General features: G+C 71.2%; 24 protein-coding genes. 18 read left to right on the forward strand and 6 right to left on the reverse strand.

What is annotated here, in order from left to right; translation table 11 throughout:
* Positions 1-20: 20 nt before the first annotated feature.
* From rpsB to ABD831_RS08090, 15 genes are all read left to right on the forward strand, one after another.
* Entirely contained in the window at positions 21-1,001 is a 981-nt protein-coding gene (rpsB, locus tag ABD831_RS08020) for a 30S ribosomal protein S2 (protein ID WP_344944100.1), read from the forward strand.
* 72 nt (positions 1,002-1,073) lie between these two features.
* Complete coding sequence (gene tsf, locus ABD831_RS08025; RefSeq protein WP_142177361.1) at positions 1,074-1,904, forward strand: translation elongation factor Ts; 831 nt, start codon at positions 1,074-1,076, stop codon at positions 1,902-1,904.
* Positions 1,905-2,055: 151 nt separating this feature from the next.
* On the forward strand, positions 2,056-2,649 hold the full coding sequence (locus tag ABD831_RS08030; protein ID WP_344944105.1) for an antibiotic biosynthesis monooxygenase: 594 nt from the start codon (positions 2,056-2,058) through the stop codon (positions 2,647-2,649).
* 110 nt (positions 2,650-2,759) lie between these two features.
* Positions 2,760-4,007, forward strand: a complete 1,248-nt coding sequence (sqr, locus tag ABD831_RS08035) for a type III sulfide quinone reductase, selenoprotein subtype (RefSeq protein ID WP_344944109.1) — start codon at positions 2,760-2,762, stop codon at positions 4,005-4,007.
* 30 nt (positions 4,008-4,037) lie between these two features.
* A complete protein-coding gene (locus tag ABD831_RS08040; RefSeq protein WP_142177363.1) occupies positions 4,038-4,352 on the forward strand; it encodes a TusE/DsrC/DsvC family sulfur relay protein in 315 nt (104 codons plus the stop codon).
* Positions 4,352-4,870 (forward strand): DsrE/DsrF/DrsH-like family protein, encoded by a 519-nt coding sequence (locus ABD831_RS08045; protein ID WP_344944112.1) that lies wholly within the window; start codon positions 4,352-4,354, stop codon positions 4,868-4,870. Before ABD831_RS08040 ends, ABD831_RS08045 begins: the two co-directional genes overlap by 1 nt.
* Before the next feature lie 111 nt (positions 4,871-4,981).
* A complete protein-coding gene (locus ABD831_RS08050; protein ID WP_344944114.1) occupies positions 4,982-5,743 on the forward strand; it encodes a response regulator in 762 nt (253 codons plus the stop codon).
* Positions 5,740-8,502: a DUF4153 domain-containing protein gene (locus ABD831_RS08055; RefSeq protein ID WP_344944117.1), complete on the forward strand. Its 2,763-nt coding sequence runs from the start codon at positions 5,740-5,742 to the stop codon at positions 8,500-8,502. The genes ABD831_RS08050 and ABD831_RS08055 overlap by 4 nt, the downstream gene beginning before the upstream one ends.
* 14 nt (positions 8,503-8,516) lie before the next feature.
* Complete coding sequence (locus tag ABD831_RS08060) at positions 8,517-9,644, forward strand: aminotransferase class V-fold PLP-dependent enzyme (protein WP_344944119.1); 1,128 nt, start codon at positions 8,517-8,519, stop codon at positions 9,642-9,644.
* A gap of 80 nt (positions 9,645-9,724) precedes the next feature.
* Positions 9,725-10,453, forward strand: coding sequence for a UMP kinase (gene pyrH, locus ABD831_RS08065; RefSeq protein ID WP_142177368.1), 729 nt, complete (start codon positions 9,725-9,727; stop codon positions 10,451-10,453).
* A 97-nt stretch (positions 10,454-10,550) separates the two neighbouring features.
* Positions 10,551-11,108 carry a ribosome recycling factor gene (frr, locus tag ABD831_RS08070; RefSeq protein ID WP_142177369.1) on the forward strand — a complete coding sequence of 186 codons (558 nt, stop codon included), beginning with the start codon at positions 10,551-10,553 and terminating at the stop codon, positions 11,106-11,108.
* A gap of 17 nt (positions 11,109-11,125) precedes the next feature.
* Positions 11,126-12,094, forward strand: coding sequence for a phosphatidate cytidylyltransferase (locus tag ABD831_RS08075; RefSeq protein WP_344944124.1), 969 nt, complete (start codon positions 11,126-11,128; stop codon positions 12,092-12,094).
* 43 nt (positions 12,095-12,137) lie between these two features.
* A complete protein-coding gene (locus tag ABD831_RS08080) occupies positions 12,138-12,932 on the forward strand; it encodes an SDR family NAD(P)-dependent oxidoreductase (protein WP_344944126.1) in 795 nt (264 codons plus the stop codon).
* Positions 12,933-13,021: 89 nt separating this feature from the next.
* Complete coding sequence (rlmN, locus tag ABD831_RS08085; protein WP_344944129.1) at positions 13,022-14,221, forward strand: dual-specificity RNA methyltransferase RlmN; 1,200 nt, start codon at positions 13,022-13,024, stop codon at positions 14,219-14,221.
* 92 nt (positions 14,222-14,313) lie between these two features.
* On the forward strand, positions 14,314-15,462 hold the full coding sequence (locus ABD831_RS08090) for a N(5)-(carboxyethyl)ornithine synthase (RefSeq protein WP_344944133.1): 1,149 nt from the start codon (positions 14,314-14,316) through the stop codon (positions 15,460-15,462).
* Positions 15,463-15,478: 16 nt separating this feature from the next.
* Here the strand turns inward: ABD831_RS08090 and ABD831_RS08095 are convergent, their stop codons facing one another.
* Positions 15,479-16,483 (reverse strand): GlxA family transcriptional regulator, encoded by a 1,005-nt coding sequence (locus ABD831_RS08095; RefSeq protein ID WP_344944135.1) that lies wholly within the window; start codon positions 16,481-16,483, stop codon positions 15,479-15,481.
* Between the two features lie 71 nt (positions 16,484-16,554).
* Between ABD831_RS08095 and ABD831_RS08100 the strand changes: the two genes are divergently transcribed.
* Together ABD831_RS08100 and ABD831_RS08105 are read left to right on the forward strand one after the other, a co-directional pair.
* A complete protein-coding gene (locus tag ABD831_RS08100; RefSeq protein ID WP_344944138.1) occupies positions 16,555-17,922 on the forward strand; it encodes an MFS transporter in 1,368 nt (455 codons plus the stop codon).
* 4 nt (positions 17,923-17,926) lie between these two features.
* Entirely contained in the window at positions 17,927-19,840 is a 1,914-nt protein-coding gene (locus ABD831_RS08105; protein ID WP_344944141.1) for a propionyl-CoA synthetase, read from the forward strand.
* A gap of 9 nt (positions 19,841-19,849) precedes the next feature.
* On the opposite strand, the gene ABD831_RS08110 is transcribed toward ABD831_RS08105, so the two are convergent.
* Positions 19,850-20,962, reverse strand: a complete 1,113-nt coding sequence (locus ABD831_RS08110; protein ID WP_344944143.1) for an LOG family protein — start codon at positions 20,960-20,962, stop codon at positions 19,850-19,852.
* An 82-nt stretch (positions 20,963-21,044) separates the two neighbouring features.
* On the opposite strand from ABD831_RS08110, the gene ABD831_RS08115 reads away from it, so the two are divergent.
* Complete coding sequence (locus ABD831_RS08115) at positions 21,045-21,983, forward strand: AEC family transporter (RefSeq protein WP_344944146.1); 939 nt, start codon at positions 21,045-21,047, stop codon at positions 21,981-21,983.
* Between the two features lie 17 nt (positions 21,984-22,000).
* On the opposite strand, the gene ABD831_RS08120 is transcribed toward ABD831_RS08115, so the two are convergent.
* The 4 genes from ABD831_RS08120 to ABD831_RS08135 all read right to left on the reverse strand — a co-directional run bounded on the left by ABD831_RS08120 (position 22,001) and on the right by ABD831_RS08135 (position 25,394).
* Positions 22,001-22,372 (reverse strand): VOC family protein, encoded by a 372-nt coding sequence (locus tag ABD831_RS08120; RefSeq protein ID WP_344944149.1) that lies wholly within the window; start codon positions 22,370-22,372, stop codon positions 22,001-22,003.
* Between the two features lie 185 nt (positions 22,373-22,557).
* Positions 22,558-23,256, reverse strand: a complete 699-nt coding sequence (locus ABD831_RS08125; RefSeq protein ID WP_344944152.1) for a hypothetical protein — start codon at positions 23,254-23,256, stop codon at positions 22,558-22,560.
* Between the two features lie 189 nt (positions 23,257-23,445).
* Positions 23,446-24,885 (reverse strand): aspartate aminotransferase family protein, encoded by a 1,440-nt coding sequence (locus ABD831_RS08130; RefSeq protein ID WP_344944155.1) that lies wholly within the window; start codon positions 24,883-24,885, stop codon positions 23,446-23,448.
* The gene (locus tag ABD831_RS08135; RefSeq protein WP_142177381.1) at positions 24,882-25,394 is read right to left on the reverse strand and encodes an Lrp/AsnC ligand binding domain-containing protein; all 513 of its coding nucleotides are present in this window, start codon (positions 25,392-25,394) and stop codon (positions 24,882-24,884) included. The genes ABD831_RS08130 and ABD831_RS08135 overlap by 4 nt, the downstream gene beginning before the upstream one ends.
* Positions 25,395-25,443: the final 49 nt, after the last annotated feature.

Raw genomic sequence — 25,443 nt, forward strand, 5'->3', positions numbered from 1 at the left:
GACACAAGGGAGAACACGGCATGGCCGTCGTCACCATGCGCCAGCTCCTCGAGAGCGGCGTCCACTTCGGGCACCAGACCCGTCGCTGGAACCCCAAGATGAAGCGCTTCATCATGACCGAGCGCAATGGCATCTACATCATCGACCTGCAGCAGTCGCTGACGTACATCAACAACGCCTACGAGTTCGTCAAGGAGACCGTCGCCCACGGCGGCAGCATCCTCTTCGTCGGCACGAAGAAGCAGGCCCAGGAGCCCATCGCCGAGCAGGCGACGCGCGTCGGCATGCCGTACGTCAACCACCGCTGGCTCGGTGGCATGCTCACCAACTTCCAGACGATCTCCAAGCGCCTCACGCGCCTCAAGGAGCTCGAGGAGCTGAACTTCGACGACGTGGCCGGCTCGGGCTACACGAAGAAGGAGCTGCTCATCCTCAAGCGCGAGATGATCAAGCTCGAGAAGACCCTCGGCGGCATCCGCACGATGGCCAAGGTCCCCTCGGCCGTCTGGATCGTCGACACGAAGAAGGAGCACCTCGCGGTCGACGAGGCCCGCAAGCTTGGCCTGCCGGTCATCGCGATCCTCGACACGAACTGCGACCCCGACGAGGTCGACTACAAGATCCCCGGCAACGACGACGCGATCCGCTCCGTCACGCTGCTGACCCGGGTCATCGCCGACGCCGTCGCCGACGGTCTCGTCCAGCGTTCCTCCGGCAAGTCCGGTGGCGACGCGCAGGCCGAGGAGCCCCTGGCCGAGTGGGAGCGCGAGCTCTACGCCGACGCGGCTGCGACGACCGAGGCTCCGGCCGGTGCCGCCGAGATCGACGCCGCCGAGGCCGCTGCCGAGGCGCCGGTCGAGACCCCCGTCGAGACGCCGGCCCCCGAGGTCGCCGCCGAGATCGCGGTCGACGCCCCCGTCGAGGCCCCCGTCGAGGCCCCCGTCGAGGCTGCTGCCGAGACCCCTGCCGCTGACGCGACGGCCGGTGCCGAGAAGGCCTGACGGCCTTCCGCACCTGCCCGACCCAGCTGACACACGAGTCAATCTCCACTGACGAAAAGAGCGATACAGAGCATGGCGAACTACACCGCCGCTGACATCAAGGCGCTGCGCGAGCAGACGGGCGCCGGCATGATGGACGTCAAGAAGGCGCTCGACGAGGCCGACGGCGACCGCGCCAAGGCCATCGAGATCCTTCGCGTCAAGGGCCTCAAGGGCGTCACGAAGCGTGAGGGCCGCTCGGCCTCCAACGGTCTCGTGGCGGCCTCGGCCACCGACGGCGTCGGCACCCTCGTCGAGGTCAACTGCGAGACCGACTTCGTCGCGAAGGGCGAGAAGTTCATCGCCCTGGCCGACCAGGTCCTCACGCAGGCCGTCGCCGCCGGCGCCACCGACGCCGACTCGCTCCTCGCGAGCACGCTCGATGACGGCAAGACCGTCAAGGAGCTGCTCGACGAGGCCAACGCCACCATCGGCGAGAAGATCGAGGTCCGTCGCGTGGCGCGCCTCGAGGGCGACAAGGTCGTGTCCTACCTCCACAAGACGAGCCCCGACCTGCCTGCGCAGATCGGCGTCCTCGTCGCGCTCCAGGGTGGCGACGAGTCCGTGGGCCGCGACGTCGCGATGCACATCGCGGCGTTCAGCCCGACCGTCCTGACGCGTGACGAGGTCCCGGCCGAGACGGTCGAGAACGAGCGTCGCGTCGCCGAGGCCACGGCCAAGGAGGAGGGCAAGCCGGAGGCCGCCCTTCCCCGCATCATCGAGGGTCGCGTCAACGGCTTCTTCAAGGAGAACGTCCTGCTCGAGCAGGCGTTCGCCAAGGACGCCAAGAAGACCGTCGGCAAGGTGCTCGAGGAGGGCGGCGCCACGGCGACGTCCTTCGCGCGCTTCCGCGTCGGCCAGTGAGGTCCTGACCTCCCTCGTAGCGCAGCAGCACGCGTAGCGCAGAACCCGCGCATCACGACGACGTATGCCGGTCGCCCCCTCGGGCGGCCGGCATCGTCGCGTCCCGGGGCCCTTTCGGGCCCGTCCCGGACGCGTCCCGAAGAGGAGCACCATGAGCACCCACACCGACATCGACCTCGAAGGCGCCGTCGCGGCCGTCGACGACGGCCCGCTGACCGTCTCGATCACGCGCCGGGTGGCGCCGCAGGACGAGCTGCTCATGCAGGCCTGGGTGCACGCCGGCACCTCGATGGCCGAGCGGTTCGAGGGCTTCCTCGGCGCCGGCTGGGTGCGTTCCGGCAGCGAGGACTGGCACATGCTCTACCGCTTCGACTCGCGCGAGCACCTCGACGCGTGGGAGCGCTCGCCCGAGCGGATCCGCTGGTTGCGCTCGGCGGCCGACCTCGTCGAGCACCGTCGGACGGAGTACCGCACCGGCATCGAGGGCTGGTTCGACGAACCCGCGTCGTCGGCGGTGCACGAGCCGGGCCCGGCCACGCCGCCGAGGTGGAAGCAGGCGAGCGTCATCTGGGTCGCGTTCTTCCCGACGAGCCTCGCCCTGACCTACCTGCTCTCGCCCTTCAGCGCCGGGTGGCCGGTGGTCCTGCGCGTCCTTGTGACAACCGTGCTCGCGACGCCGTGGATGACCTATGTCCTCTTGCCTTTCGTGACGCGGCTGTTCGGCCGGTGGCTGAAGGGCAGCTGACGCCTGTTCGTCCGGATTTCCTTGTGAGGCAAGCCTTTGTCTCGCACGTCACACGCTCGTTGTCTGGTGGCTCACAGCGCTCCTGATACCCATGGGGGTACCTTCGGAGCATGACCACCACCATGAGGTCACTCGTGGTTCTGGGAGCGGGCACGGCCGGCACCATGGTCGTGAACAAGCTGAGGCACCGCCTCCCCACCACCGAGTGGCGTATCACCGTCGTCGACAAGGACGACGTCCACGACTACCAGCCGGGCTACCTCTTCCTGCCGTTCGGGCTCATCGAGCCGGAGCAGGTCAGACGCAGCAGGCACGCCCTCATCGCGGACGGCGTCGAGCTCGTGCTCGGCGACGTCGACCGCGTCGACCCGCAGGCCCGCGAGGTCTCGCTCGTCGACGGGCGCACGCTGGGCTACGACGAGCTCGTCATCGCCAGCGGCACCTCGGCCCGTCCCGACCAGACGCCGGGGATGCTCGGACCGGAGTGGCACCGGAGCGTCGGCGAGTTCTACACCTACGAGGGTGCCCTGGCGCTGCGCGACTCCCTCGCCGGCTTCTCGGGAGGCCGTCTCGTCGTCCACGTCACCGAGATGCCGATCAAGTGCCCCGTGGCGCCGCTCGAGTTCACCTTCCTGGCCGATGACCACCTGCGCCGCCGGGGCCTGCGCGACCGCACCGAGATCGTCTTCGTCACGCCCCTGGACGGCGCCTTCACCAAGCCGGTCGCGAGCCGCGAGCTCGGGCACCTGCTCGCCGACAAGGGGATCACGGTCGAGACCGACTTCATGGTCGAGCACGTCGACCAGGAGCGCCGGGTCCTCGTGTCCTACGACGAGCGGGAAGTCGCCTACGACCAGCTCGTGACGATCCCGCTCAACATGGGCGCCGACTTCGTGGCGCGGTCGGGCCTCGGGGACGAGCTGAACTACGTGCCCGTCGACAAGCACACGATGCTCTCCAGCGTGCACCCGTCGATCTTCGTCCTCGGCGACGCGAGCAACATCCCGACGTCGAAGGCCGGGTCGGTCGCCCACTTCTCGGTCGAGGTGTTCGTGGAGAACTTCCTCGAGCACATCCAGGGCAAGCCCATGACGCACTCGTTCGACGGGCACGCGAACTGCTTCGTCGAGTCCGGCGGCGGCAAGGCGATGCTCCTCGACTTCAACTACGACACCGAGCCCCTGACCGGCACGTTCCCGCTGCCGCGCCTCGGCCCGATGACGCTGCTCAAGGAGTCGCGCGCCAACCACATCGGCAAGCTCGCGTTCCGCCACATCTACTGGAACCTCCTGCTCCCCGGACGACCCCTCGGCCTGCCCGCGCAGATGTCGATGGCGGGGAAGGTCCCTGCCGCCTGAGCTGGAACAGATACAGACAAGGAGCGCACCATGCCCACCACGACGATCGCCGGCCATGCCGTCGAGGTCAACGACGAGGGCTTCCTGACCCACCCGGACCAGTGGTCCGACGAGCTCGGCACCGAGCTCGCGCGGCTCATCGGCATCGAGCTGACCGACGACCACTGGAAGCTCGTCCACTTCCTCCGTGACGACTTCGCACACCAGGGCGAGACCGCCACCCTCCGCAGGGTGAGCACCCAGACCGGCACCCCCATCAAGTCCCTCTTCGACCTCTTCCCCGGCAAGCCGGCCAAGAAGATGGCCTACGTCGCGGGGCTCCCCAAGCCGAAGGGATGTGTGTGATGACCAGCCAGACCACCGAGACCGCACCGTTCGTGCCGTCGTTCGACGCGCCGGAGTCGCAGGGTCGCAAGCTCGCGATCATCTGCAGCAAGGGCAACCTCGACATGGCCTACCCGGGTCTCATCCTCGCCAACGCCGCTCTGGGGGAAGGGGTCGAGACGCACCTGTTCTTCACCTTCTGGGGCTTCGACATGATCAACAAGAAGACCTCGGGCGAGCTGAAGTTCACGATGCTCGGCAACACCGCCACGCACATGCCCCAGGGCCTGGGTGGCATCCCCGGGATGACGCACCTCGCCACCTCGCAGATGAAGAAGGCCATCGCCGACCTCGATGTCCCCGAGGTCCCCGAGTTCCTCGACCAGATCGTCGCCTCGGGCGGTCACCTGTGGGCCTGTCGGATGTCGGCGGACATGCAGCACCTGTCGGAGAAGGACCTGCGTGACGACGTCGAGGGCATCATCTCGGCCTCGGACTTCATCGAGCTGACGGAGGGCGCGCAGCTGCTCTTCATCTGAGCCGCCGTGGGGTGGCGAGTCGGCCGGGCCGGTGTGGGCCCGGTCGACCTTCACACGATCTCCACACGTCGCACCCTCGCCGCCCGCGTGGCCGCTCCTAGGCTCGGGGGCATGAACCAGGGGTATGCCGTACCGTCGTCGAGCGCCGCCGCTCAGACCCTCCTCGTCGTCGAGGACGATCCGACGATCAACCAGGCGGTCACCGATCGCCTTGTGGCCGAAGGCTTTCGAGTGATCCAGGCCTTCGACGGACCGGGCGCGGTCGCCGCTCACGGCGAGTACGCACCCGACCTCGTGGTCCTCGACCTCATGCTGCCCGGCTTCGACGGCCTCGAGGTGTGCCGTCGCATCCAGGGCGAGCGACCTGTGCCGGTCCTGATGCTCACCGCACGCGCCGACGAGACCGACCTGCTCGTGGGTCTCGGTGTCGGCGCCGACGACTACGTGACCAAGCCGTTCCGGATGCGTGAGGTCGTCGCGCGCATCCGGGCGCTGCTGCGCCGGGTCGACCGCGCTCGTGAGCTCGCCGCGGAGCAGCCCCCGGTGCTGTCCGTGGGCGACCTCACGGTCGACCGGGGGTCACGCCGCGTCACGGCGCGGGGGAGCGAGGTGCACCTGACACCGCTCGAGTTCGACCTGCTCCTGGCCCTCGCCGCCGAGCCCGGCGCGGTGCGTGAGCGGGACGAGCTGATGCGTGAGGTGTGGGGCTGGGCCGACTCCGGGGGCACCCGCACCCTGGACAGCCACGTGAAGTCCCTGCGCGCCAAGGTCGGTGCCGCGCGCGTGCGGACCGTCCACGGCGTCGGCTACGCGCTCGAGACGGGCCATGTGCCGGCGACCCCGGACGACCTCGACGGCACGGACGGGCTGTGAACACCGACCGGCCCCTGGACGGCATCCGCTCGATCAAGGCCAAGCTCGGGCTCCTCGTCGCCGCCAGCATCGTGGCAGCCTCCCTCGTGTCGGTCATCGGCGACCGAGCAGGCGTGCCGGGCTGGTTCACGCTGCCCGTGACGATCGCCGCCGCGCTCGGGGTCACGCAGTGGCTGTCCCGCGGGATGACGTCCCCGCTGCGCGAGATGACCGCCGCGGCGTCGCGGATGGCGACCGGCGACTACTCGCGTCGCGTGACGGCGACGTCGGCCGACGAGGTGGGGGTCCTCGCCGACGCCCTCAACACCATGGCGGCCGACCTCGCCGGCGCGGACCAGCAGCGCCGCCAGCTCGTCGCGACGGTCTCGCACGAGCTGCGGACCCCGCTCGCAGCCCAGCAGGCGCTGCTCGAGAACCTCGTCGACGGCGTCGTCCGTCCCGACGACGCCGTGCTGCGGACCGCCCTGGCGCAGGCCGAACGGCTCGGGACCCTCGTCGGTGACCTGCTCGACCTCAGCCGGGTCGACGGCGGCCGCACGCCTCTCGCCCTCGCCGCGGTCGACGTCCGAGCCCTCGTGGACGGCGCCGTCGCGGAGGCCGGGGTGTCGCGGCGCGGCACGGTCCACGTCGTCGACGTGCCCGACGACCTGATCGTCACGGCGGACGCGGCTCGTCTCGAGCAGGTGCTCGCCAACCTGCTCGACAACGCCGCCCGGCACAGCCCGTCCGGCGGGCGCGTCACCGTGAGTGCGGGCCCCGACGGTCCGGACCGCTGGTGGCTCGTGGTCGCCGACGAGGGCAGCGGCATCCCGCCCGAGCACGTCCACCGCATCTTCGACCGCTTCGGGTCGGGCGACGACGCCGGCGGCGGGACCGGCATCGGGCTCGCCATCGCGAGCTGGGTGTGCGAGCTGCACGGCGGGTCCCTCGCGGCCGTCAGCCCGCCCACGGGGCAGGTGGGCGCGCGCCTCCGCGCCGTCCTCCCGCGGTCCCCGGTCAGCACGCAGGCGTATGCCGTCGAGCGCCCCACCGACGGCGCGGTCCCCACCCGGGTACCGGGCCAGACGACCACCGAGGCACCAGCCGAGACCCCGGCCGAGACACCGGCCGAGACAGCAACCGAGACAGCGACGCCGACAGGCGGCCCGACCGAGGAGACCACCGTGCCTGCACCCGTCCCTGCCGCCGCCGGACCCGACCCTGCCGCGACGACCGGAGGGCCCGGCGCGGCACCGGGCCACACGGCATACGCCCCCGTCCCCGTCGGGGCACCCAAGCCGGTCATCGACTCCATCTTCGGTGACCTGTGGCCCGAGACGGGGCTCGCACCGCAGGTGCGGCTGCTGCTCGTCTGCCTGGGCGTCGGGGTCCTCTCCGCGGTGGTGCTCCCGTACCGCGGGATCGGGGTCGCGCTGTTCGGCGTCCTCGTCGTGGGCGGTGTCGTCCTGTGGCGGACCGCGCGACGTCACTCGGCGCGGTGGACGGTCCTCAGCAGCATCCTCTGCGTCAGCCTCGCCTCCCTCTGCGTGCTGCGGGCCGCGGAGTGGCTCACGGTGGTCGCCGTCATGCTCGGCGTCGTCGTGCTGACGACGGCCCTCACCGACGCCAAGGGACTGCTCTCGCTCTGTGCGGGACTCGCGTCCTGGCCCCTCGCGGCCGTGCGCGGGCTGCCCCTGCTCGGGCGCACCATGTCCGCCACGAGCCGGATCCACGTCGTCTGGCCCATCGTGCGCACCGCGGCCATCTCGCTCGTGGCGCTCGTCGTCTTCGGGGGCCTCTTCGCGTCGGGCGACGCCGTCTTCGGGTCGTGGGCGCAGGCGCTCGTCCCCCACTTCGCGTGGGACGGCCTCACCTTCCGGTTCTTCGTCGGCTTCGTCATGGGCGGCGCCCTCCTCGCCGCCGGCTACGTCGCCCTGAACCCGCCGCGCGTCGAGCGGGTGACCCTGCCCCAGGGGCGCCCTGTCGAGCGGCCCTGGGAGTGGGTCGTGCCGGTCGGGCTCGTCGTCGCGCTGTTCGTCGCGTTCGTCGTGGCCCAGGCTGCCGCCCTCTTCGGAGGTCACGACTACGTCCAGCGGACCACCGGCCTGACGTACGCCGAGTACGTCCACCAGGGCTTCGGCCAGCTGACCGCCGCCACCGTGCTCACCCTCGCCACCGTCGCCCTCGCCGTGCGCAAGGCGCCGCGGTCGACCGCACGGGACCGGCTCGTGCTCCGGGTGGCGCTGGGGGCGCTCTGCGGCCTGACGCTGGTCGTCGTCGCGTCGGCCCTGCACCGCATGGACCTCTACCAGCAGGCCTACGGGTTCACCCTCCTCCGGGTGCTCGTCGACGGGTTCGAGCTCTGGCTGGGCCTGCTCGTCGTGCTCGTCCTCGTGGCCGGGGTCCGGCTCTCCGGGTGGTGGCTGCCGCGGGCCGCGCTCGTGTCTGCCGCGGCCTTCGTGCTCGTCGGCGGCCTGGCCAACCCGGAGGCGTGGGTGGCCCAGCGCAACATCGACCGCTACCAGGCCACCGGCATGCTCGACGGCTCCTACCTCAGGACGCTGGGACCGGACGCGACGCCGACCATCGTGTCGGGTCTGCCCCGCGAGCTCTCGGCCTGCATCGACCTGCCGTCCGCGATCGCTGTCCGCGCCGAGCGCGAGGACCTGCTCTCGTGGAACCTGGGCCGCTCCCGGGAGGCGGGCCTCGACGTCGCCCCGCTCACCCAGCAGGAAGCCAGCCGCTGTCCGGAGCTCATGTCGTCGGTGTCGACGCGCTGAGGCAGGATGGCCGGGTGCGTCGTGACATCGCCGAGCTGTTCGAGCTCGACCCGGCCCTGACCCACCTCAACCACGGCGCGTTCGGGGCCGTGCCCCGGTCGGTCCGTGAGGCCCAGGACCGCGCCCGGACCCGCATCGAGCGGGCGCCCATGCGGGCGTTCCGGGACGACCTGCCCGCGGCCCTGGCGGCCGCACGGGAGTCGGCGGCGGCCTTCCTCGGGGTGCAGCCCGACGGGGCCGCGCTCGTGCGCAACGTCACCGAGGCGGTCGGTGTCGTGCTCCAGGGGCTCGACATCGGTCCGGGGGACGACGTCGTGGTCAGCGACCACGGCTACCTCACGGCAGGGTGGTCTGCCGAGGCGCGGGGAGCGAGGTTGCGCACCGCACGCTTCCCCGTCGACGCGGACCCGGCTGACGTCGTCGCCGCCTTCGCCGCCGCCGTCACCGACCGCACCCGGCTCGTCGTTCTCGACCAGATCACGTCACCGACGGCCCTCGTGCTGCCCGTTGCGGCAGTCGCAGCCGCGGTGGCCCCGGTCCCGGTCCTCGTCGACGCCGCCCACGTGCCGGGGGCACTGCCGGGGCTCGACGTCGAGGCGCTCGGCGTGGCCTTCTGGGCCGGCAACCTGCACAAGTGGGCCTACACGCCACGCGCCGCCGCGACGCTGTGGGTCGCGCCCGAGCACCGTGAGGCCATGCGCCCGCTCGTCACCTCGTGGAGCCATGGTCTGCCCTACCCCGAGCGCTTCGACCTGCAGGGCACCGTCGACCACTCGTCGTGGGTCGCGGTCCCCGACGGCCTCGCCGCCTGGCGCGACCTCGGCGGGTGGGAGCAGGTGGCGCGCAACGCCGACCTCCTCCTCCGCGGAGCCGAGCTCGTGCGAGCCGCGCTCGGCACCCGCGCCGCGCACGGCGGCATACCCTCCGCCCCGTGCCTGCGGCTCGTCGCGCTGCCGCAGGGGGTGGCCGACACGACGGACGCCGCCGAGGCGCTCTGGCAGCAGCTGTATGCCGCCGGCATCGTCGTCCCGCCGGTGGCCTTCGCGGGTCGCGGCTACCTGCGGCTGGCTGCCGCGCCGTACAACGACGAGGACGACTACGCGCGCCTCGCCGCGGCGCTGCCCGGGATCCTCGGCGCCTGACGCCCGATGCGGCCGATGGCCGCGGGGTGTGGAAAGATCGACCGACCGCCGGAACGCTGCCCACGAGGAGGCCCTGCGCCATGACCGATGCCCAGTCGACCCCCTTCCACCGGGTCCTTCTCAAGCTCTCCGGCGAGGTGTTCGGGGGTGGCCGCATCGGCCTCGACCCGGCCGTCGTGGCCGGGATCGCCAAGCAGATCGCCGACGCGGTGCGCGGGGGCGTCGAGGTCGCCGTCGTCATCGGTGGCGGCAACTTCTTCCGGGGCGCCGAGCTCCAGCAGCGCGGCATGGACCGCACGCGCGCCGACTACATGGGCATGCTCGGCACCGTCATGAACTGCCTCGCGCTGCAGGACTTCCTCGAGAAGGAGGGCGTCGAGACCCGGGTCCAGTCCGCTATCGCCATGCAGCAGGTGGCCGAGCCCTACATCCCGCGCCGCGCCATCCGCCACCTCGAGAAGAACCGCGTCGTCATCTTCGGCGCCGGTGCCGGCATGCCGTTCTTCTCCACCGACACCGTCAGCGCGCAGCGTGCCCTCGAGATCAAGTGCGACGCCGTGCTCATCGCCAAGAACGGCGTCGACGGCGTCTACGACTCCGACCCCCGCACCAACCCCGACGCGAAGAAGCTCGAGACGGTCACCTTCCAGGACGCCATCGTCGAGGGCCTCAAGGTCGTCGACGCAGCGGCGTTCAGCCTCTGCATGGAGAACAAGCTGCCCATGGTCGTCTTCGGCATGGAGGGCGCGGGAAACATCACGCGCGCCCTGCTCGGTGAGAAGATCGGCACGCTGGTCACCAACGCCTGAGCCCGGTCGCTGCGCCCGCTGGGCAGCGGCGGCCCGACCGAGAGCACCAGACCCACCACGCAGCACCCCACGACGAGGGACGAGGAATCCAAGAGCCATGATCGAAGAGACGATGTTCGAGGCCGAGGAGAAGATGGACAAGGCCGTCGAGGTCCTCAAGGAGGACTTCGCGGGCATCCGCACCGGCCGCGCCAACCCGGGACTGTTCAACAAGCTGACGGTCGAGTACTACGGGGCCCCCACCCCGCTGCAGCAGCTCGCCTCGTTCCAGAACCCCGAGCCGCGCACCATCCTCGTCATCCCGTTCGACAAGTCGGCGATGCACGAGATCGAGCGCGCCATCCGCGACTCCGACCTCGGTGTCAACCCGAGCAGCGACGGCAACCAGATCCGGTGCGTCATGCCCGAGCTGACCGAGGAGCGCCGCCGCGAGTACATCAAGCTCGCCAACCACAAGGCCGAGGAGGCGCGCGTCTCGGTGCGCAACATCCGTCGCAAGGCCAAGACCGACCTCGACAAGCTCGTCAAGGACGGCGAGGTCGGCGAGGACGACGGAACACGCGCCGAGAAGGAGCTCGACGGGCTCACGAAGAAGCACACCGACCTCGTCGACGTGCTCGTCAAGGCCAAGGAGTCCGAGCTGCTCGAGGTGTGACCTCGATGCTCGACCCGATGATGACGACTGACTCCCCGTCGGACCCCGTGGACCCGGTGCCCACCGAACCGGCCGACGCAGGCGGGGGCGGGCCGCTCGAGCCCGTCCCCTACGACCCGACGCTCGACGACCTCGTCGGCCTCCCCGCCGAGGAGGTCCTGGAGAAGAAGCAGAGCCGGGCCGGGCGCAACCTGCCTGCGGCCATCGGCGTGGGTGTCGGCCTCGGTGTCCTCATCATCGCGACCCTGCTGATCCGCAAGGAGTCGTTCGTCGTCCTCGTGGCGCTCGCCGTCGCCGTCGGCATCTGGGAGCTGCGGGCGGCGCTGCGCAACGCGGGCGTCCACGCACCGCTGGCCCCACCGGTCCTCGGCATGGTCGGCATGCTGTGGGCCGCCTACGTCCACGGGCCGGCCGGTCTGGTCGTGGCCTGGTGCCTGACGTGCCTCGCCGTGGTCCTCTGGCGGGGCACCGGACGGCTCGACGGCGCCGGTCGCGACGTGCTCGGCGGTGTCTTCATCTCGACCTACCCGACGTTCCTCGTCGGCTTCGCGGCGCTGCTCCTCGCCCCGGAGGACGGCGTGGGTCGCGTCTTCGTCTTCCTCATCACGACCGTGTGCAGCGACGTCGGCGGGTATGCGGCGGGCGTCCTCTTCGGCAAGCACCCGATGGCGCCGACCATCAGTCCCAAGAAGTCGTGGGAGGGCTTCGCGGGCTCGGTGCTGCTCTGCGTCGTGGGCGGGTCGCTCACGGTGCACCTGCTGCTCGACCACTCGTGGGTCATCGGGGTGGCTCTCGGCGTGGGTGTCGCCGTCGCCGCGACCGTGGGTGACCTCATGGAGTCCCTCATCAAGCGCGACCTCGGCATCAAGGACATGTCCAACGTCCTGCCCGGCCACGGCGGCGTCATGGACCGCCTCGACTCGCTCGTCGTCGTCGCCCCGATCGTCTGGGCCGTGCTGACGCTCCTGGCCGCCAAGCCGGCCTGACGATGGACCGGGCGCGGCCGGGTCTCGTCACCGGCAGGGTCGCATGAGCAGTCCCTTCTCGCAGGACGGCCGCGTCGCCATCGTGACGGGCGCCGGCAGCCCCAGCGGGATCGGTTTCGCCACCGCACGCCTGCTCGGGCGGCTGGGCGCCCGCGTCGTCGTCGCCGCCACGAGCGACCGCGCACACGCCCGGGCCGCGCAGCTCCGGCGGGATGGCGTCACCGCGAGCGGCCACGTCGGTGACCTCACGGACGAGGCCGCGGCCCAGGACCTGGTCGAGGCCTGCATCGACGAGCACGGCCGGCTCGACGTCGTGGTCGCCAACGCCGGCATGACGAGCACTGCAGACCCCGACACGCTCGGTGGGGACCTCTCCCGCACCGACCCTGACCGCTGGCACCGGTCGCTCGCCCGCAACCTCGACACCGCCTACCTCGTCAGCAGGGCTGCCCTGCCCCACCTGCGGGCCTCCGCTGCCGGCCGTCTCGTCCTCGTCAGCAGCGTGACCGGGGGTGTCATGGCGATGCGCGGTGAGGTCGCCTACGCCACCGCGAAGGCCGGCCTGCTCGGGCTGGCGCGGGCCCTGGCGGTCGACGAGGGTCCGCACGGCATCACGGTCAACGCCGTCGCGCCGGGCTGGGTCGCCACAGGCTCCCAGACCGACGACGAGGCCCGCGACGGGCGAGCGACCCCTCTCGGGCGCTCCGGCACCGCCGACGAGGTCGCTGCCGCCATCGCGTTCCTCGCCAGCCCCGGGTCCTCCTACGTCACGGGCCAGGTGCTCGTCGTCGACGGCGGCAACGGCATCGCAGAGCAACGGTCCCGCCGGCAGGACTGAGCCACGGGCGCCCGGGTCGGGCGGGCGGCATACGCCCCCGGTCCGCGTGGTCGTCGCGTTTTGACTCCACCTGAGAGAATGGTCGGGAGATGACCGATACCCCAGCCCCCGCCTCCCAGGGCGCGCCCGTCGCGCTGCCCGAGCCGACGACCGACCGCCCAGTGCCCGGCCAGCTGACCTTCCAGGCGCCCCGGCGCGGCAAGCCGCCGCGGCACCTCGCGGACTTCTCACCAGCAGAGCGCAAGGAGGCCGTCGAGTCGTTGGGACACCAGGGCTTCCGGGCCAAGCAGCTGTCGACGCACTACTTCGAGCGGCTCGAGGACGACCCCGAGCAGATGACCGACCTGCCCAAGGCCGTGCGGTCCGAGCTCGTCGCCGACCTGCTGCCGACGCTGCTGACGCCCATCGTGCAGCGCGTCGCCGACGACGGCCAGACGATGAAGTACGCGTGGCGCCTGCACGACGGGGCCATCGTCGAGTCCGTGCTCATGCGCTACCCGAAGCGCGTCACCATCTGCATCTCCAGCCAGGCCGGGTGCGGCATGAATTGCCCGTTCTGTGCCACCGGCCAGGCCGGACTCACCCGCAACATGTCGGCGGGCGAGATCGTCGAGCAGGTCGTCTGGGCCGCCCGCGCCCTGCGACGTGGTGAGCTGGCCGGCGGCGGCGACGAGGACCGTGACGAGCCCCTGCGCGTCAGCAACGTCGTCTTCATGGGCATGGGGGAGGCCCTCGCCAACTACAAGGCCTCGATCGGCGCGATCCGGCGCCTCACCGACCCGACCCCCGACGGCCTGGGCATGTCGGCGCGCGGCATCACGATGTCGACGGTGGGGCTCGTCCCCGGCATCGACAAGCTCACGGCCGAGGGCATCCCGGTGACGCTCGCGCTGTCGCTGCACGCCCCGGACGACGAGCTGCGCAACGAGCTCGTGCCGATCAACACCCGCTGGTCGGTCGACGAGGCGCTCGACGCGGCCTACCGCTACTTCGAGGCGACCGGACGTCGCGTGTCGATCGAGTACGCCCTGATCCGCGACATCAACGACCAGGGCTGGCGCGCGGACCTGCTCGGCGAGAAGCTCAACCGGCGGGGGCGTGGCTGGGTCCACGTCAACCCCATCCCGCTCAACCCCACGCCCGGCTCCAAGTGGACCGCGTCACGGCCCGGCGTCGAGCAGAACTTCGTCGAGCGGCTGCGGGCCCACGGCATCCCGACGACGATCCGCGACACCCGGGGCCAGGACATCGACGGGGCCTGCGGCCAGCTCGCCGCCTCGACCGCCTGACACGCGTACGCTGGCGTCGTCGGGTCCCGCCCGGGCTGCGGCGATGTCGTCGGGGCGGCCGGGCGTGGGCCGGCCCACCAGGAGGTTCGTGCATGGTCCAGCTCACTGTCGGTGTCATGGCTCAGTCGCTCAAGGAGAACGAGCATCGACTGCCGTTGCATCCCAGGCACATCCACCGCATCCCTGAGCAGCTGAGACCGGGGATCCTGCTCGAGCGCGGCTACGGCCAGCGGTTCGGCGTGGCCGACGACCAGCTCGAAAGGTTCGTGGGTGGGTTCCGCACCCGTGCGGAGCTGGTGGAGGAGTGCGACGTCATCCTTGCCCCCAAACCCCTGCTCGACGACATCTCCGCCCTACGGGTCGGGCAGGTGCTGTGGGGCTGGCCGCACTGCGTGCAGGACGCCGAGCTGACGCAGGTGGCCATCGACCGGCAGCTGACGCTCATCGCGTTCGAGGCGATGAACCACTGGAACAAGGACGGCTCGTTCAACCTGCACGTCTTCCACAAGAACAACGAGCTCGCGGGCTACGCCTCGGTGCTGCACGCGTTCCAGCTCGCGGGGATCTCCGGCGACTACGGTCCGCACCGTCGTGCGGTCGTCATCGGCTTCGGCGCCACGGCGCGAGGCGCCGTCACCGCCCTCAACGCGCTGGGCGTCGGTGAGGTCGACGTGCTGACGCATCGGCAGAAGGCGGCCGTGGCCTCGCCCATCCACTCCGCCACGATCGTGCACTTCGACACCGACGACACCAAGGCCCGGGCGAGCCATGCGGTGACCGACGACGGCCCGGTGGCGCTGGGGGAGTTCCTGACCGAGCACGACATCGTCGTCAACTGCGTGCTCCAGGACACCGATGCACCGCTGACGTTCATGACCGAGGACGACCTCAAGCGGATGACGCCCGGCAGCCTGGTCATCGACGTGTCGTGCGACGAGGGCATGGGGTTCTCGTGGGCACGGCCCACCACCTTCGACGACCCGACGTTCGTCGTCGGGGACCACGTGCTCTACTACGCGGTCGACCACAGCCCGTCCTACCTGTGGGACGCCGCGACGTGGGAGATCAGCGAGGCGTTGCTGCCCTTCCTGCCGGTTGTCATGGCCGGGCCGGAGGCGTGGGAAGCCACGCCGACGATCCGTCGCGCCATCGAGATCCGCGACGGCGTGGTCCAGAATCCCGCCATCCTGTCGTTCCAGGGCCGTTCACCTCTGCACCCCCACCTGCCGCTGGCCACGTGAGGGGCCGGAGACCGGCTCAGGCCGGCTCGGACCGGTAGGTGCGGCGGTAGGCGAGCGGTGACACGCCGACGGCGGCCGCGAGGTGCTGGCGCAGGGACGCGCTGGTCCCGAAGCCGGCTGCGGCTGCGACCCGGTCGACAGGCAGGTCGGTCGTCTCGAGCAGGTGCCGTGCGCGGTCGACGCGGGCGCGGGCGAGCCAGGTGCCCGCCGTCTCGCCCGTCTCCTCGCGGAAGCGTCGGGTGAAGGTGCGAACGCTCGTCCCGGCGTGGCGGGCCATGTCCGACAAGCCGATCGGCTCGTCGAGGTGCTCGAGCACCCACACCCTGGTCGCCCCGGTGCCGGTGTCGGACTCGTCGGGCACGGGTCGGTCGATGAACTGGGCCTGTCCGCCGGCTCGCCACGGCGCGACGACTGCGCCACGGGCGACGCGGTTGGCTGCCTCGGTGCCGAGGTCAGACCGGAGCACGTGGAGGAGCAGATCGATGCCAGCGGCGTTGCCGGCGGAGGTGAGCACGTCGCCGTGGTCGACGTAGAGCACGTCGGGATCGAGCAGCACCTGCGGGAAGTGGCGGCGGAAGGCGTCGACGTGGCACCAGTGCGTCGTGGCCTCGCGCCCGTCGAGCTTGCCGAGGGCCGCGAGGACGAAGGCGCCGGTGCAGATGGAGAGCCAGCGGGCGTCCGGGCGGGCCGTCGCGGCGAGGGCGTGCAGCTCCTCGGGCAGTGTCCCGGTCTCGACGATGGCGCCGTTGATGCCCGGCACGACGATGGTGTCCGCCTCGGCGAGCGCGGTGTTCGGGTGGGTCGGCAGGACCGCATACCCCGCCGACGTCGTCACGGGCCCGTCGTCGAGCGTCACGAGGCGCACGTCGTAGGGCGGCGCCGCGCTGGTGGGCGGTCCGGGCCAGCCAGGCTCGAGCGCGCCGGCGCGCAGGAACCGGTGGGGGAGCCCGATCTCGAAGGCGATGGCGGTGTCGAGGGCGAGGACCACGACGAGGTGGGGGCGCCCTTCAACGTGTCGCATGGCCAGATTCTTGCACATGATGTCCGTCTGGCCACTCGTTCGACGGCTGACGTATGCCGCAGTCTTGACCGGTGAGCCTCACCGACCGACACTCCGCCTCCGACGAGACCGTCCCGGCCGTCCCGTTGCCCACCGCCGCCCGGCGCCGCATCCACCCGGCGTGGTGGGTGGCGGTCGTCACCTTCCTGACGATCATCGGTGCGGCCGGATTCCGCTCGACCCCGGGCGTGCTCATGACGCCGCTGCACGACGAGTTCGGCTGGCCCATGGGCGTCATCGGCGGTGCCGTCTCCGTCAACCTCGTCCTGTTCGGGCTCGCCGCGCCCTTCTCCGCGGCCCTCATGGAGCGGCTCGGCATCCAGCGCGTCATCGCCGTGGCCCTCGTCCTCGTCAGTGTCGGGTCGCTGTTGCCGGTCTGGATGACGCAGTCGTGGCAGCTCGTGCTGTGCTGGGGCGTCGTCGTCGGGATGGGCACCGGTGCCATGTCGATGGGGCTGGTGGCGACCGTCACGGGCCGGTGGTTCGTCGAACGGCGGGGCCTCGTGACCGGCATCCTCACCGCGGCAGGCGCCACCGGACAGCTCGTCTTCCTGCCGTTCCTCGCCTGGCTCGCTGCCCACCACGGGTGGCGCAGTGCGGCGATCGCCACGTCAGCCGCCGCGCTGACCGTCGTCCCGCTCGTGCTGTGGAAGCTGCACGACCACCCGAGCGTCCTGGGCATCACGGCCTACGGCGCGCCCGCCGGCACGCCCGTGACGCGTCCTCCGCGGCCGACCGGCCACCCCGCCCGACTGGCCGTGGACACGCTGCGCCACGCCGCCCGGACGCGTGTCTTCTGGCTCCTCGCCGGCAGCTTCGCCGTCTGCGGCGCGTCGACCAACGGTCTCGTCGGCACCCACTTCATCCCCGCCGCCCACGACCACGGCATGCCGACGACGACGGCCGCCGGCCTGCTCGCTCTCGTCGGGGTCTTCGACGTCGTCGGCACCATCTTCTCCGGCTGGCTGACCGACCGGGTCGACCCGAGGATCCTGCTCGCCGCCTACTACACCTTCCGCGGTGGCTCCCTCTTCCTGCTGCCGTCGCTCTTCAGCGACGAGATGCACGTCAACATGCTCGCCTTCGTCCTCTTCTACGGCCTCGACTGGGTCGCCACGGTGCCCCCGACGATCGCCCTGTGCCGCAGCGCCTACGGCGAGCGGGCACCGATCGTCTTCGGCTGGGTCTTCGCCTCGCACCAGCTGGGGGCCGCCGCCGCGGCTCTCGGCGCCGGGCTCGTGCGAGACCACCTCGGCGCCTACACGCTCGCGTGGTACGTCGCCGGAGCCCTCTGTCTCACCGCCGCCGTGATGTGCGTCGCGATCACGACCGCTCGTCTGTCAGATGCGTCACCTCGGCGCACGGAGTCTGGCGCGGAGGCGGCCCCGGCGGCACAGTGAGCCCATGAGCGACGGCGCTGCGACGGCATACCAGAGCATCTACGACGCGAGCCTGCGCGACCCGGAGGGGTTCTGGCGCACGGCTGCCGAGGGCATCGACTGGGTGACTCCGCCGTCGCGGATCCTCGACGACTCACGGCCGCCGTTCTACCGGTGGTACCCCGACGCCGAGCTCAACGTGTGCTTCAACGCCGTCGACCGCCACGTCGCCGCGGGGCGGGGTGAGCAGGCGGCCATCCACTACGACTCGCCGGTGACCGGCACCAAGAGCACGATGACGTATGCCGTCCTGCTGGAGCGGGTGCGCGCCGTGGCCGGAGGCCTGCGCGGGCTCGGCGTCACCAAGGGCGACCGCGTCGTCATCTACATGCCGATGGTGCCGGAGGCCGTCATCGCCATGCTCGCCTGCGCCCGTATCGGCGCCATCCACTCTGTGGTGTTCGGCGGCTTCGCGCCCCAGGAGCTCGCCGCCCGCATCGACGACGCCGCCCCGAAGGTCGTGCTGTCGGCGTCGTGCGGCGTCGAGCCGAGCCGGGTCGTGCCGTACAAGCCGTTCCTCGACGAGGCGATCAGGCGCTCGGAGCACCAGCCCGAGCACTGCGTGGTGCTCCAGCGCGAGCAACAGCGAGCCGAGCTCGGGGCCCGCGACATCGACTGGGTGGACTTCGAGTCGGGGGACGCCGCACGGGAGGGCAGCGAGTGCGTCACGGTCGCAGCCACCGACCCGCTCTACATCCTCTACACGTCCGGCACGACGGGGAAGCCGAAGGGCATCTACCGCGACAGCGGGGGCTACGCTGTGGCGCTGCGCTGGTCGATGGCCAACATCTACGACGTCGCGCCCGGCGAGACGATGTTCACCGCGAGCGACGTCGGCTGGGTCGTGGGCCACTCCTACATCGTCTACGCGCCCCTGCTCACCGGGGCGACGACGGTCCTCTACGAGGGCAAGCCCGTCGGCACACCCGACGCCGGCGCCTTCTGGCGCGTCATCGCCGAGTACGGCGCCGTCTGCCTCTTCACGGCGCCGACCGCCTTCCGCGCGATCAAGAAGGAGGACTCGACGGCCTCCAAGGTCGCCGACCACGACCTGTCACGCTTCCGGGCGCTCTTCCTCGCGGGGGAGCGGCTCGACCCCGACACCTACGAGTGGGCGTCCGCCGCCCTCGGCAAGCCGGTCATCGACAACTGGTGGCAGACCGAGACCGGGTGGCCGATCGCCTCCAACCCCAAGGGGATCGGGCTGCTGCCGATCAAGGCGGGTTCGCCCACGGTCGCCGTCCCGGGCTACGACGTGCAGGTCCTGGACGGCACGGGCGAGCCGGTGGCGCCGGGCGTCGAGGGGGCGATCTGCATCAGGCTGCCGATGCCGCCCGGCACGCTGCCGACCCTCTGGGGCGACGACGACCGCTATGTCAGCTCCTACCTCTCGGCCTACCCCGGCTACTACCTGACCGGCGACGGGGGCTACCTCGACGAGGAGGGCTACCTCTACGTCATGGGCCGCACCGACGACGTGCTCAACGTCGCCGGGCACCGCCTCTCGACCGGCTCGCTCGAGGCGGCGCTCGCCGGCCACGAGTCCGTCGCGGAGTGTGCGGTCATCGGCGTGCACGACGACCTCAAGGGCCAGGTGCCGCGCGCGCTCGTCGTGCTGAAGTCCGGTGTCGACGCCGAGGCCGACGGCGAACGCATCAGGCGCGAGCTCGTCGCCCGGGTCCGGGCGGAGGTCGGCGCGGTCGCAGCCCTGCACCAGGTGGACATCGTCGCCGGGCTGCCCAAGACCCGCTCGGGCAAGATCCTGCGCAAGACGATGCGCGAGCTCGCCGACGGCAAGACCCCTGCGGTCCCGGCGACGATCGAGGACGCCTCGGTCCTCGAGGCCCTGACGCCGGTCCTCCGCACCCCGCCTCCCTGACCCGGTCGGTCAGGGACGGGGCGCGAGGAGGGGGAGGACCTCCTCTATCGAGTCGACCAGGTGGAGCGCCTTCGACATGGGCCTGCCGAGGGCAAGGGCCTGCAGGGCCGCCCAGACGGGGACGCGCTCGGTCCAGTGGTCGCGGCCGACGAGGACGAGCGGCGGCAGCGCGGTGTCGTCCGGCGCGTAGAAGAGCGGTGTGGCGGCCTGGAAGATCTCCTGCACCGTTCCGGCCGCGCCGTCGAGCACGACGATCCCCGCGTTTGACCGCGCCAGCAGCCCCTCCTCGCGGATCGCGTTGGAGAAGTACTTCGCGATGACGTCGCAGAAGACGTTCGGCGGCTCGTGGCCGTAGAACCAGGTCGGGATGCCGAGCGAGCGCGCCGACGGGCCGAGGGTCTCTGAGGGAGCCTGGGGCTCGTCGCCGACGACGGCGTCGCGCGCCACGAGCGCGGTGGAGGCCCATGACGTGACGTCGGGGCGGAAGCCGGGCACGTCGGCGATGCGACCCATGGTCTCCTCGACGGCGGCCGCGCTCCGGCACAGGGCACCGAGGTTGGCCGCCTCCATCGCTCCCGGACCGCCGCCCGTCGCGACGAGGTGTCCCTCCTCGGCAAGTGCGTGGCCCAGGCCGGCAGCGCGAGCATAGGCCGCGGAGCCGCGTTGCAGCGCATGGCCGCCCATGATCCCCACGACCGACCGACCCTGCACGAACTCGTCGAGCTCGTCGGTGACGGAGTCGTCGTGGATGGCGCGCACCAGGGTGCAGTACGCGTCGGTGCGCAGCCGGGCGTCGATGAACCACGCGTACGCCCGAGCGTCCGGGGTCGCGGCGTAGCCGCCCTCGAGGCCGGCGTAGAGGTCGGACGGGAAGTAGAGACCCCGCCACGGGTCGACCGGCGCGTCGGCGACGCCGGGGAAGAGGATGGCGCCGCGGGTCAGGAGCAGCTCGGCGACAGCGACGGGAACGGTGCCGCCGAGGACGACCAGCCCGGTGAGGTCCCCGTGGGCGGCGAGACGGTCGCCGTAGGAGGTGAGATCGAGGTCCTGGAGGCGCAGCCCGCGCAGCGGTCCGTCGGAGTCGAGGTGGTCGTCCAGCTCGTCCAGCGTCTCGATCTCCATGGGCCCCATCCTGCCTCGCCCCGATGGTCGAGGAGCGGACCCGCGCAACGCCACGTGCGGCGCCGCTGACAGGATCAGCGGCATGGTCGGCGTGCTCGAGGGTTTCGCGACGATCGCGATCATCGTCGCGGTCGGGTGGCTGCTCGCCGACCGCCGGGTCCTCGACGACTCGGCGCAGGTCAACCTGTCACGGCTCGCCTTCCACGTCGCCTCGCCCGCGCTGCTCCTCACCGTCATGCAACGCACCTCGCTCGACGCGGTCCTCTCGGCCAACCTCGTCACGTCGCTCATCAGCTTCGCGATCGTCGTGTGCATCTACCTGCTCGTCGCCCGGTTCCGTTGGGCGGGAGGCACGCTCGGGTCTCGGCTCATCGGCAGCCTCTCGGCGGCCTACGTCAACGCGGGCAACCTCGGCATCCCCATCGCGCTCTACGTCCTCGGCGACGTCGCATGGGTGGCGCCGACCCTTCTCATGCAGCTGCTCATCATCACGCCCATCTACATGGCGCTCTTCGACAGCGACGCGCGCGGCGAGCGCCCGACCCTGGGCCGCAGCCTGCGACGGATGTTCAGCAACCCGATCACCCTGGGCGCCGTCGCGGGACTGCTCATCGCGGTCTTCGACATCGACCTGCCGCGCGTCCTCGCGGCGCCCATCGACCTGCTCGGTGCGATGGCCGTGCCGTCGATGCTCGTCGCGTTCGGCATCTCGCTGCGACGTGGGCCGCGCCCGGCGACGGGCCGCGCCGCCGAGCACGTGTGGACGATCGTCGTCCTCAAGACCGTGCTGATGCCGGCCATCGCGCTGGGCGTCGGCCTCGCGCTCGGGCTGCGCGGCGAGGCGCTCTTCGCCGTCGTCGTGACCGCGGCCCTCCCGACGGCGCAGAACATCTTCACGTATGCCGTCCGCTACCGCCGCGAGGTCAACCTGGCCCGCGACGTCATCTTCGTGAGCACCTTCGCATCCGTGCCGGTGATCCTCGCGATCGCCGCGCTCTTCCACTGGCTCGCGGGCGTCTGAGCTCGACGGAGGCCGGCTCAGCCCCAGTTGGCCGCCTGCGTGAGGCAGAACGGGTGACCGCTCGGGTCGAGCAGCACCCGCCACGTCTCGCCGGGCTGCTCCTCAGGCAGGGTCGCGCCGGCCGCCACGCACTCGGCGGCCGCTGCGTCGAGGTCGTCGACGGCGAGGTCGAGATGGAACTGCTTGGTGCCGTGCGGGTTCGGCCAGGCCGGGGGCTCGTGGTCCTCGACGAGGCCGAGCCCCAGCGCCGGGCCGTCAGGGCCGTTGAGCATCGCGTACTCGTCCTGGACGTGCGCGACCTCCCACCCGAGCACCGTCGCCCAGAAGGCGGCGTCGCGGCGCGGGTCGGAGCTGTCGAGCGTGAGCATCTTGAGGGCTGCGATGGCCATCGAACGTGCCTTTCGTCGGGGTCGCGGAGACCCCAGCATGGGCCACGGGGCAGCGTCGCGTCTTGGACGAAACCGACAGCCGTGGCGGCGCGGACGGACAGGCGCGACGCCCGATTCCGTCGTCCCGCTCGGGTCGGGGACCACCGGAACCGAACGTCGCGCCGGACACGGCGCTTCGGACTCGGTCAGAAACCGCCGAAGTCGCCGCCCCCGAAGTCGCCGCCGAAGTCTCCCCCGCCACCGAAGTCACCGAAGTCGGACCCGCCGGCGTCTCCACCAGCATCCCCACCGGCGTCCCCACCGGTGTCTCCGCTGTCTCCACCGGCGTCGCCAGTGTCCTGACTGGCGTCCGCGTTCGCGTCGCCGGCCTCCTGGGCCTCGGGGGAGGAGTCGTAGCCGCCGAGCATCATGTCGGCGAGGGCAGAGCCGACGACGACTCCGGCGATCGTGCCGAGCATCGAGCCGGCGATCATGCCGCCCATCCCCATACCGCCCATGCCGCCGCGTCCACCGCCGAAGGCGCCCTGGAGGTAGCCGGGGCGGCTCATCTCGGCGCGGGTCGCGCTGCGGGCGAGGTCGGCGGGCTGGTCGCTGCGCGGGCGCTCGCCCTCGGGGAGGTCCTCGTTGAGGCGCTGGAGCACCATCTGGCGCTGCTCGGGCGAGAGCTTGGCGAAGGCCTCGGTGTGCACCTTCTCGATGTCCTCCGGCGGCGCGGTGCGCAGCAGGTACTTGTAGCGGGCGATGGCCCGCTCGTCCTCGGACGAGGCACCGCCTCGCGGTGCGGGCACGGCATACGGCTGACCGGTCGGGGGCTGAGGCACCTGCTGGGGGCGCTGCTGGTGTGAGAGGGGCTCGCGGCCCAGCAGCTTGTCGAGGAATCCCATGTCTTCTCCTAGCGTCGGCGGTGCGTCGGCGTCGCACTCGTCGGATACCTACCCCAACGAACGGCTCCGGCCAGCGTTCCGAGGGCTGGCTGCCCGCTCCCAGCGGAAACGCACGAAGCCACCCGCGAACGGGTGGCTTCGTGGCCGGCGACACCCCCACGGCATACGCACGGATTCGGGAAGAGCGGGTCAGAGGTGGTTCTCGGCCTCCGTCAGCACCGAGCGCAGGCGGGACTCGATGTCGTCGAATTGCTCCGGCCCCATGATGAGCGGCGGCGCGAGCTGGATGACGGGGTCGCCGCGGTCGTCGGCACGGCAGTAGAGCCCGGCGTCGAAGAGCGCCTTGGACAGGAAGCCGCGCAGCAGCCGCTCGGACTCGGCGTCGTTGAACGTCTCGCGGGTGGCCTTGTCCTTGACGAGCTCGATGCCGTAGAAGTAGCCGGCGCCACGGACGTCGCCGACGAGCGGCAGGTCGAGCAGCTTGTCGAGCGTCGCCTTGAAGATCGGGGCGTTGGTCCTGACGCGGTCGTTGAGGCCCTCGCGCTCGAAGATGTCGAGGTTGGCCATGGCGACGGCCGCCGAGACCGGGTGCCCGCCGAAGGTGTAGCCGTGCGGGAAGTACGTCGTGCCCGACTTGAACGGCTCGAAGAGGCGGTCGCTCGCGATCATCGCGCCGATGGGGGAGTAGCCGCTCGTCATGCCCTTGGCACACGTGATGATGTCGGGCACGTAGCCGAAGTCGTCGCACGCGAACATCGAGCCGATGCGGCCGAAGCTGCAGATGACCTCGTCGGACACGAGGAGCACGTCGTATTCGTCGCAGATCTCACGCACGCGCTCGAAGTAGCCGGCGGGCGGCGGGAAACAGCCACCGGAGTTCTGCACCGGCTCGAGGAAGACGGCCGCGACGGTGTCCGGACCCTCGAACTCGATGGCCTCGGCGATGCGGTCGGCGGCCCAGCGGCCAAAGGCCTTCTCGTCGTCGCGCAGGTGGTCGGGGGCGCGGTACATGTTCGTGTTGGGAACCTTGTGAGCTCCCGGGACGAGCGGCTCGAACATCTCCTTGGCCGCCGGGATGCCGGTGATCGACAGGGCGCCCTGGGGGGTGCCGTGGTAGGCGACGGCGCGAGAGATGACCTTGTGCTTGGTCGGCTTGCCGGTCAGCTTGAAGTACTGCTTCGCCAGCTTCCAGGCGGTCTCGACGGCCTCGCCGCCACCGGTGGTGAAGAAGACCCGGTTGAGGTCGCCGGGGGCGTGGCTCGCGAGACGCTCGGCGAGCTCGATGGCCTTGGGGTGCGCATAGCTCCACAGCGGGAAGAACGCGAGCTCCTTGGCCTGTTTGGCCGCCGCCTCGGCGAGCTCCTCGCGCCCGTGGCCCACCTGGACGACGAAGAGGCCCGAGAGCCCGTCGATGTACTCGTTGCCGCGGTCGTCCCAGATCTTCCAGCCCTGGCCCTTGCTGATGATGGGGACCGTGTGGCCCAGCCCGCCCTCGCTGCGGTCCTCGAAGACCGAGTGGCGCGTGAAGTGCATCCACAGGTGGTCGCGGGCGGCCTCCGAGTGGAGGGTGCCCGCGGGCGTGCGGTGGTCCGAGGTGGGTTCCCAGACCTCATTCGGGTTGATGCTCATCGTGTACCCCAGTTGTAGAGCTGTTTGTTGAGTTTCAGGTAGACGAACGTCTCGGTGGCCGTGACGCCCGGCAACGGGCGGATGCGGCTGGTGAGCAGCTCGAGCAGGTGGGCGTCGTTCTCGCAGACGACCTCGGCGAGCACGTCGAAGCTCCCGGCCGTCGTGACGACGTAGGAGACCTCCTCCATCTCGGTCAGCGCGTCGGCGACGGAGGTCATGTCCCCCGACACCCGCAGGCCGACCATCGCCTGGCGCTGGAACCCGACCTGCAGCGGGTCCGTGACCGCGACGATCTGCATGACGTCGGCGTCGAGGAGGCGCTGCACGCGCTGGCGCACGGCTGCCTCGGAGAGGCCGACCTCCTGCGCGATGGACGCGTAGGACTTGCGCCCGTCGTGCTGCAGGAGCTCGATGATGGTCTTGCTCACGTCGTCGAGGTTGACCGAGGGTTTCTTGGCACCGTTGCCCCCGGAGGCGGCCGCATTGGCCACGCCGCGGATGGTCGTCATGCGCCGATACTGACCTGTGGAACACGCTGTTGGCAAGTCTTGGCGCAAC

Source organism: Terrabacter ginsenosidimutans (assembly GCF_039539425.1).
Lineage (GTDB): Bacteria > Actinomycetota > Actinomycetes > Actinomycetales > Dermatophilaceae > Terrabacter > Terrabacter ginsenosidimutans.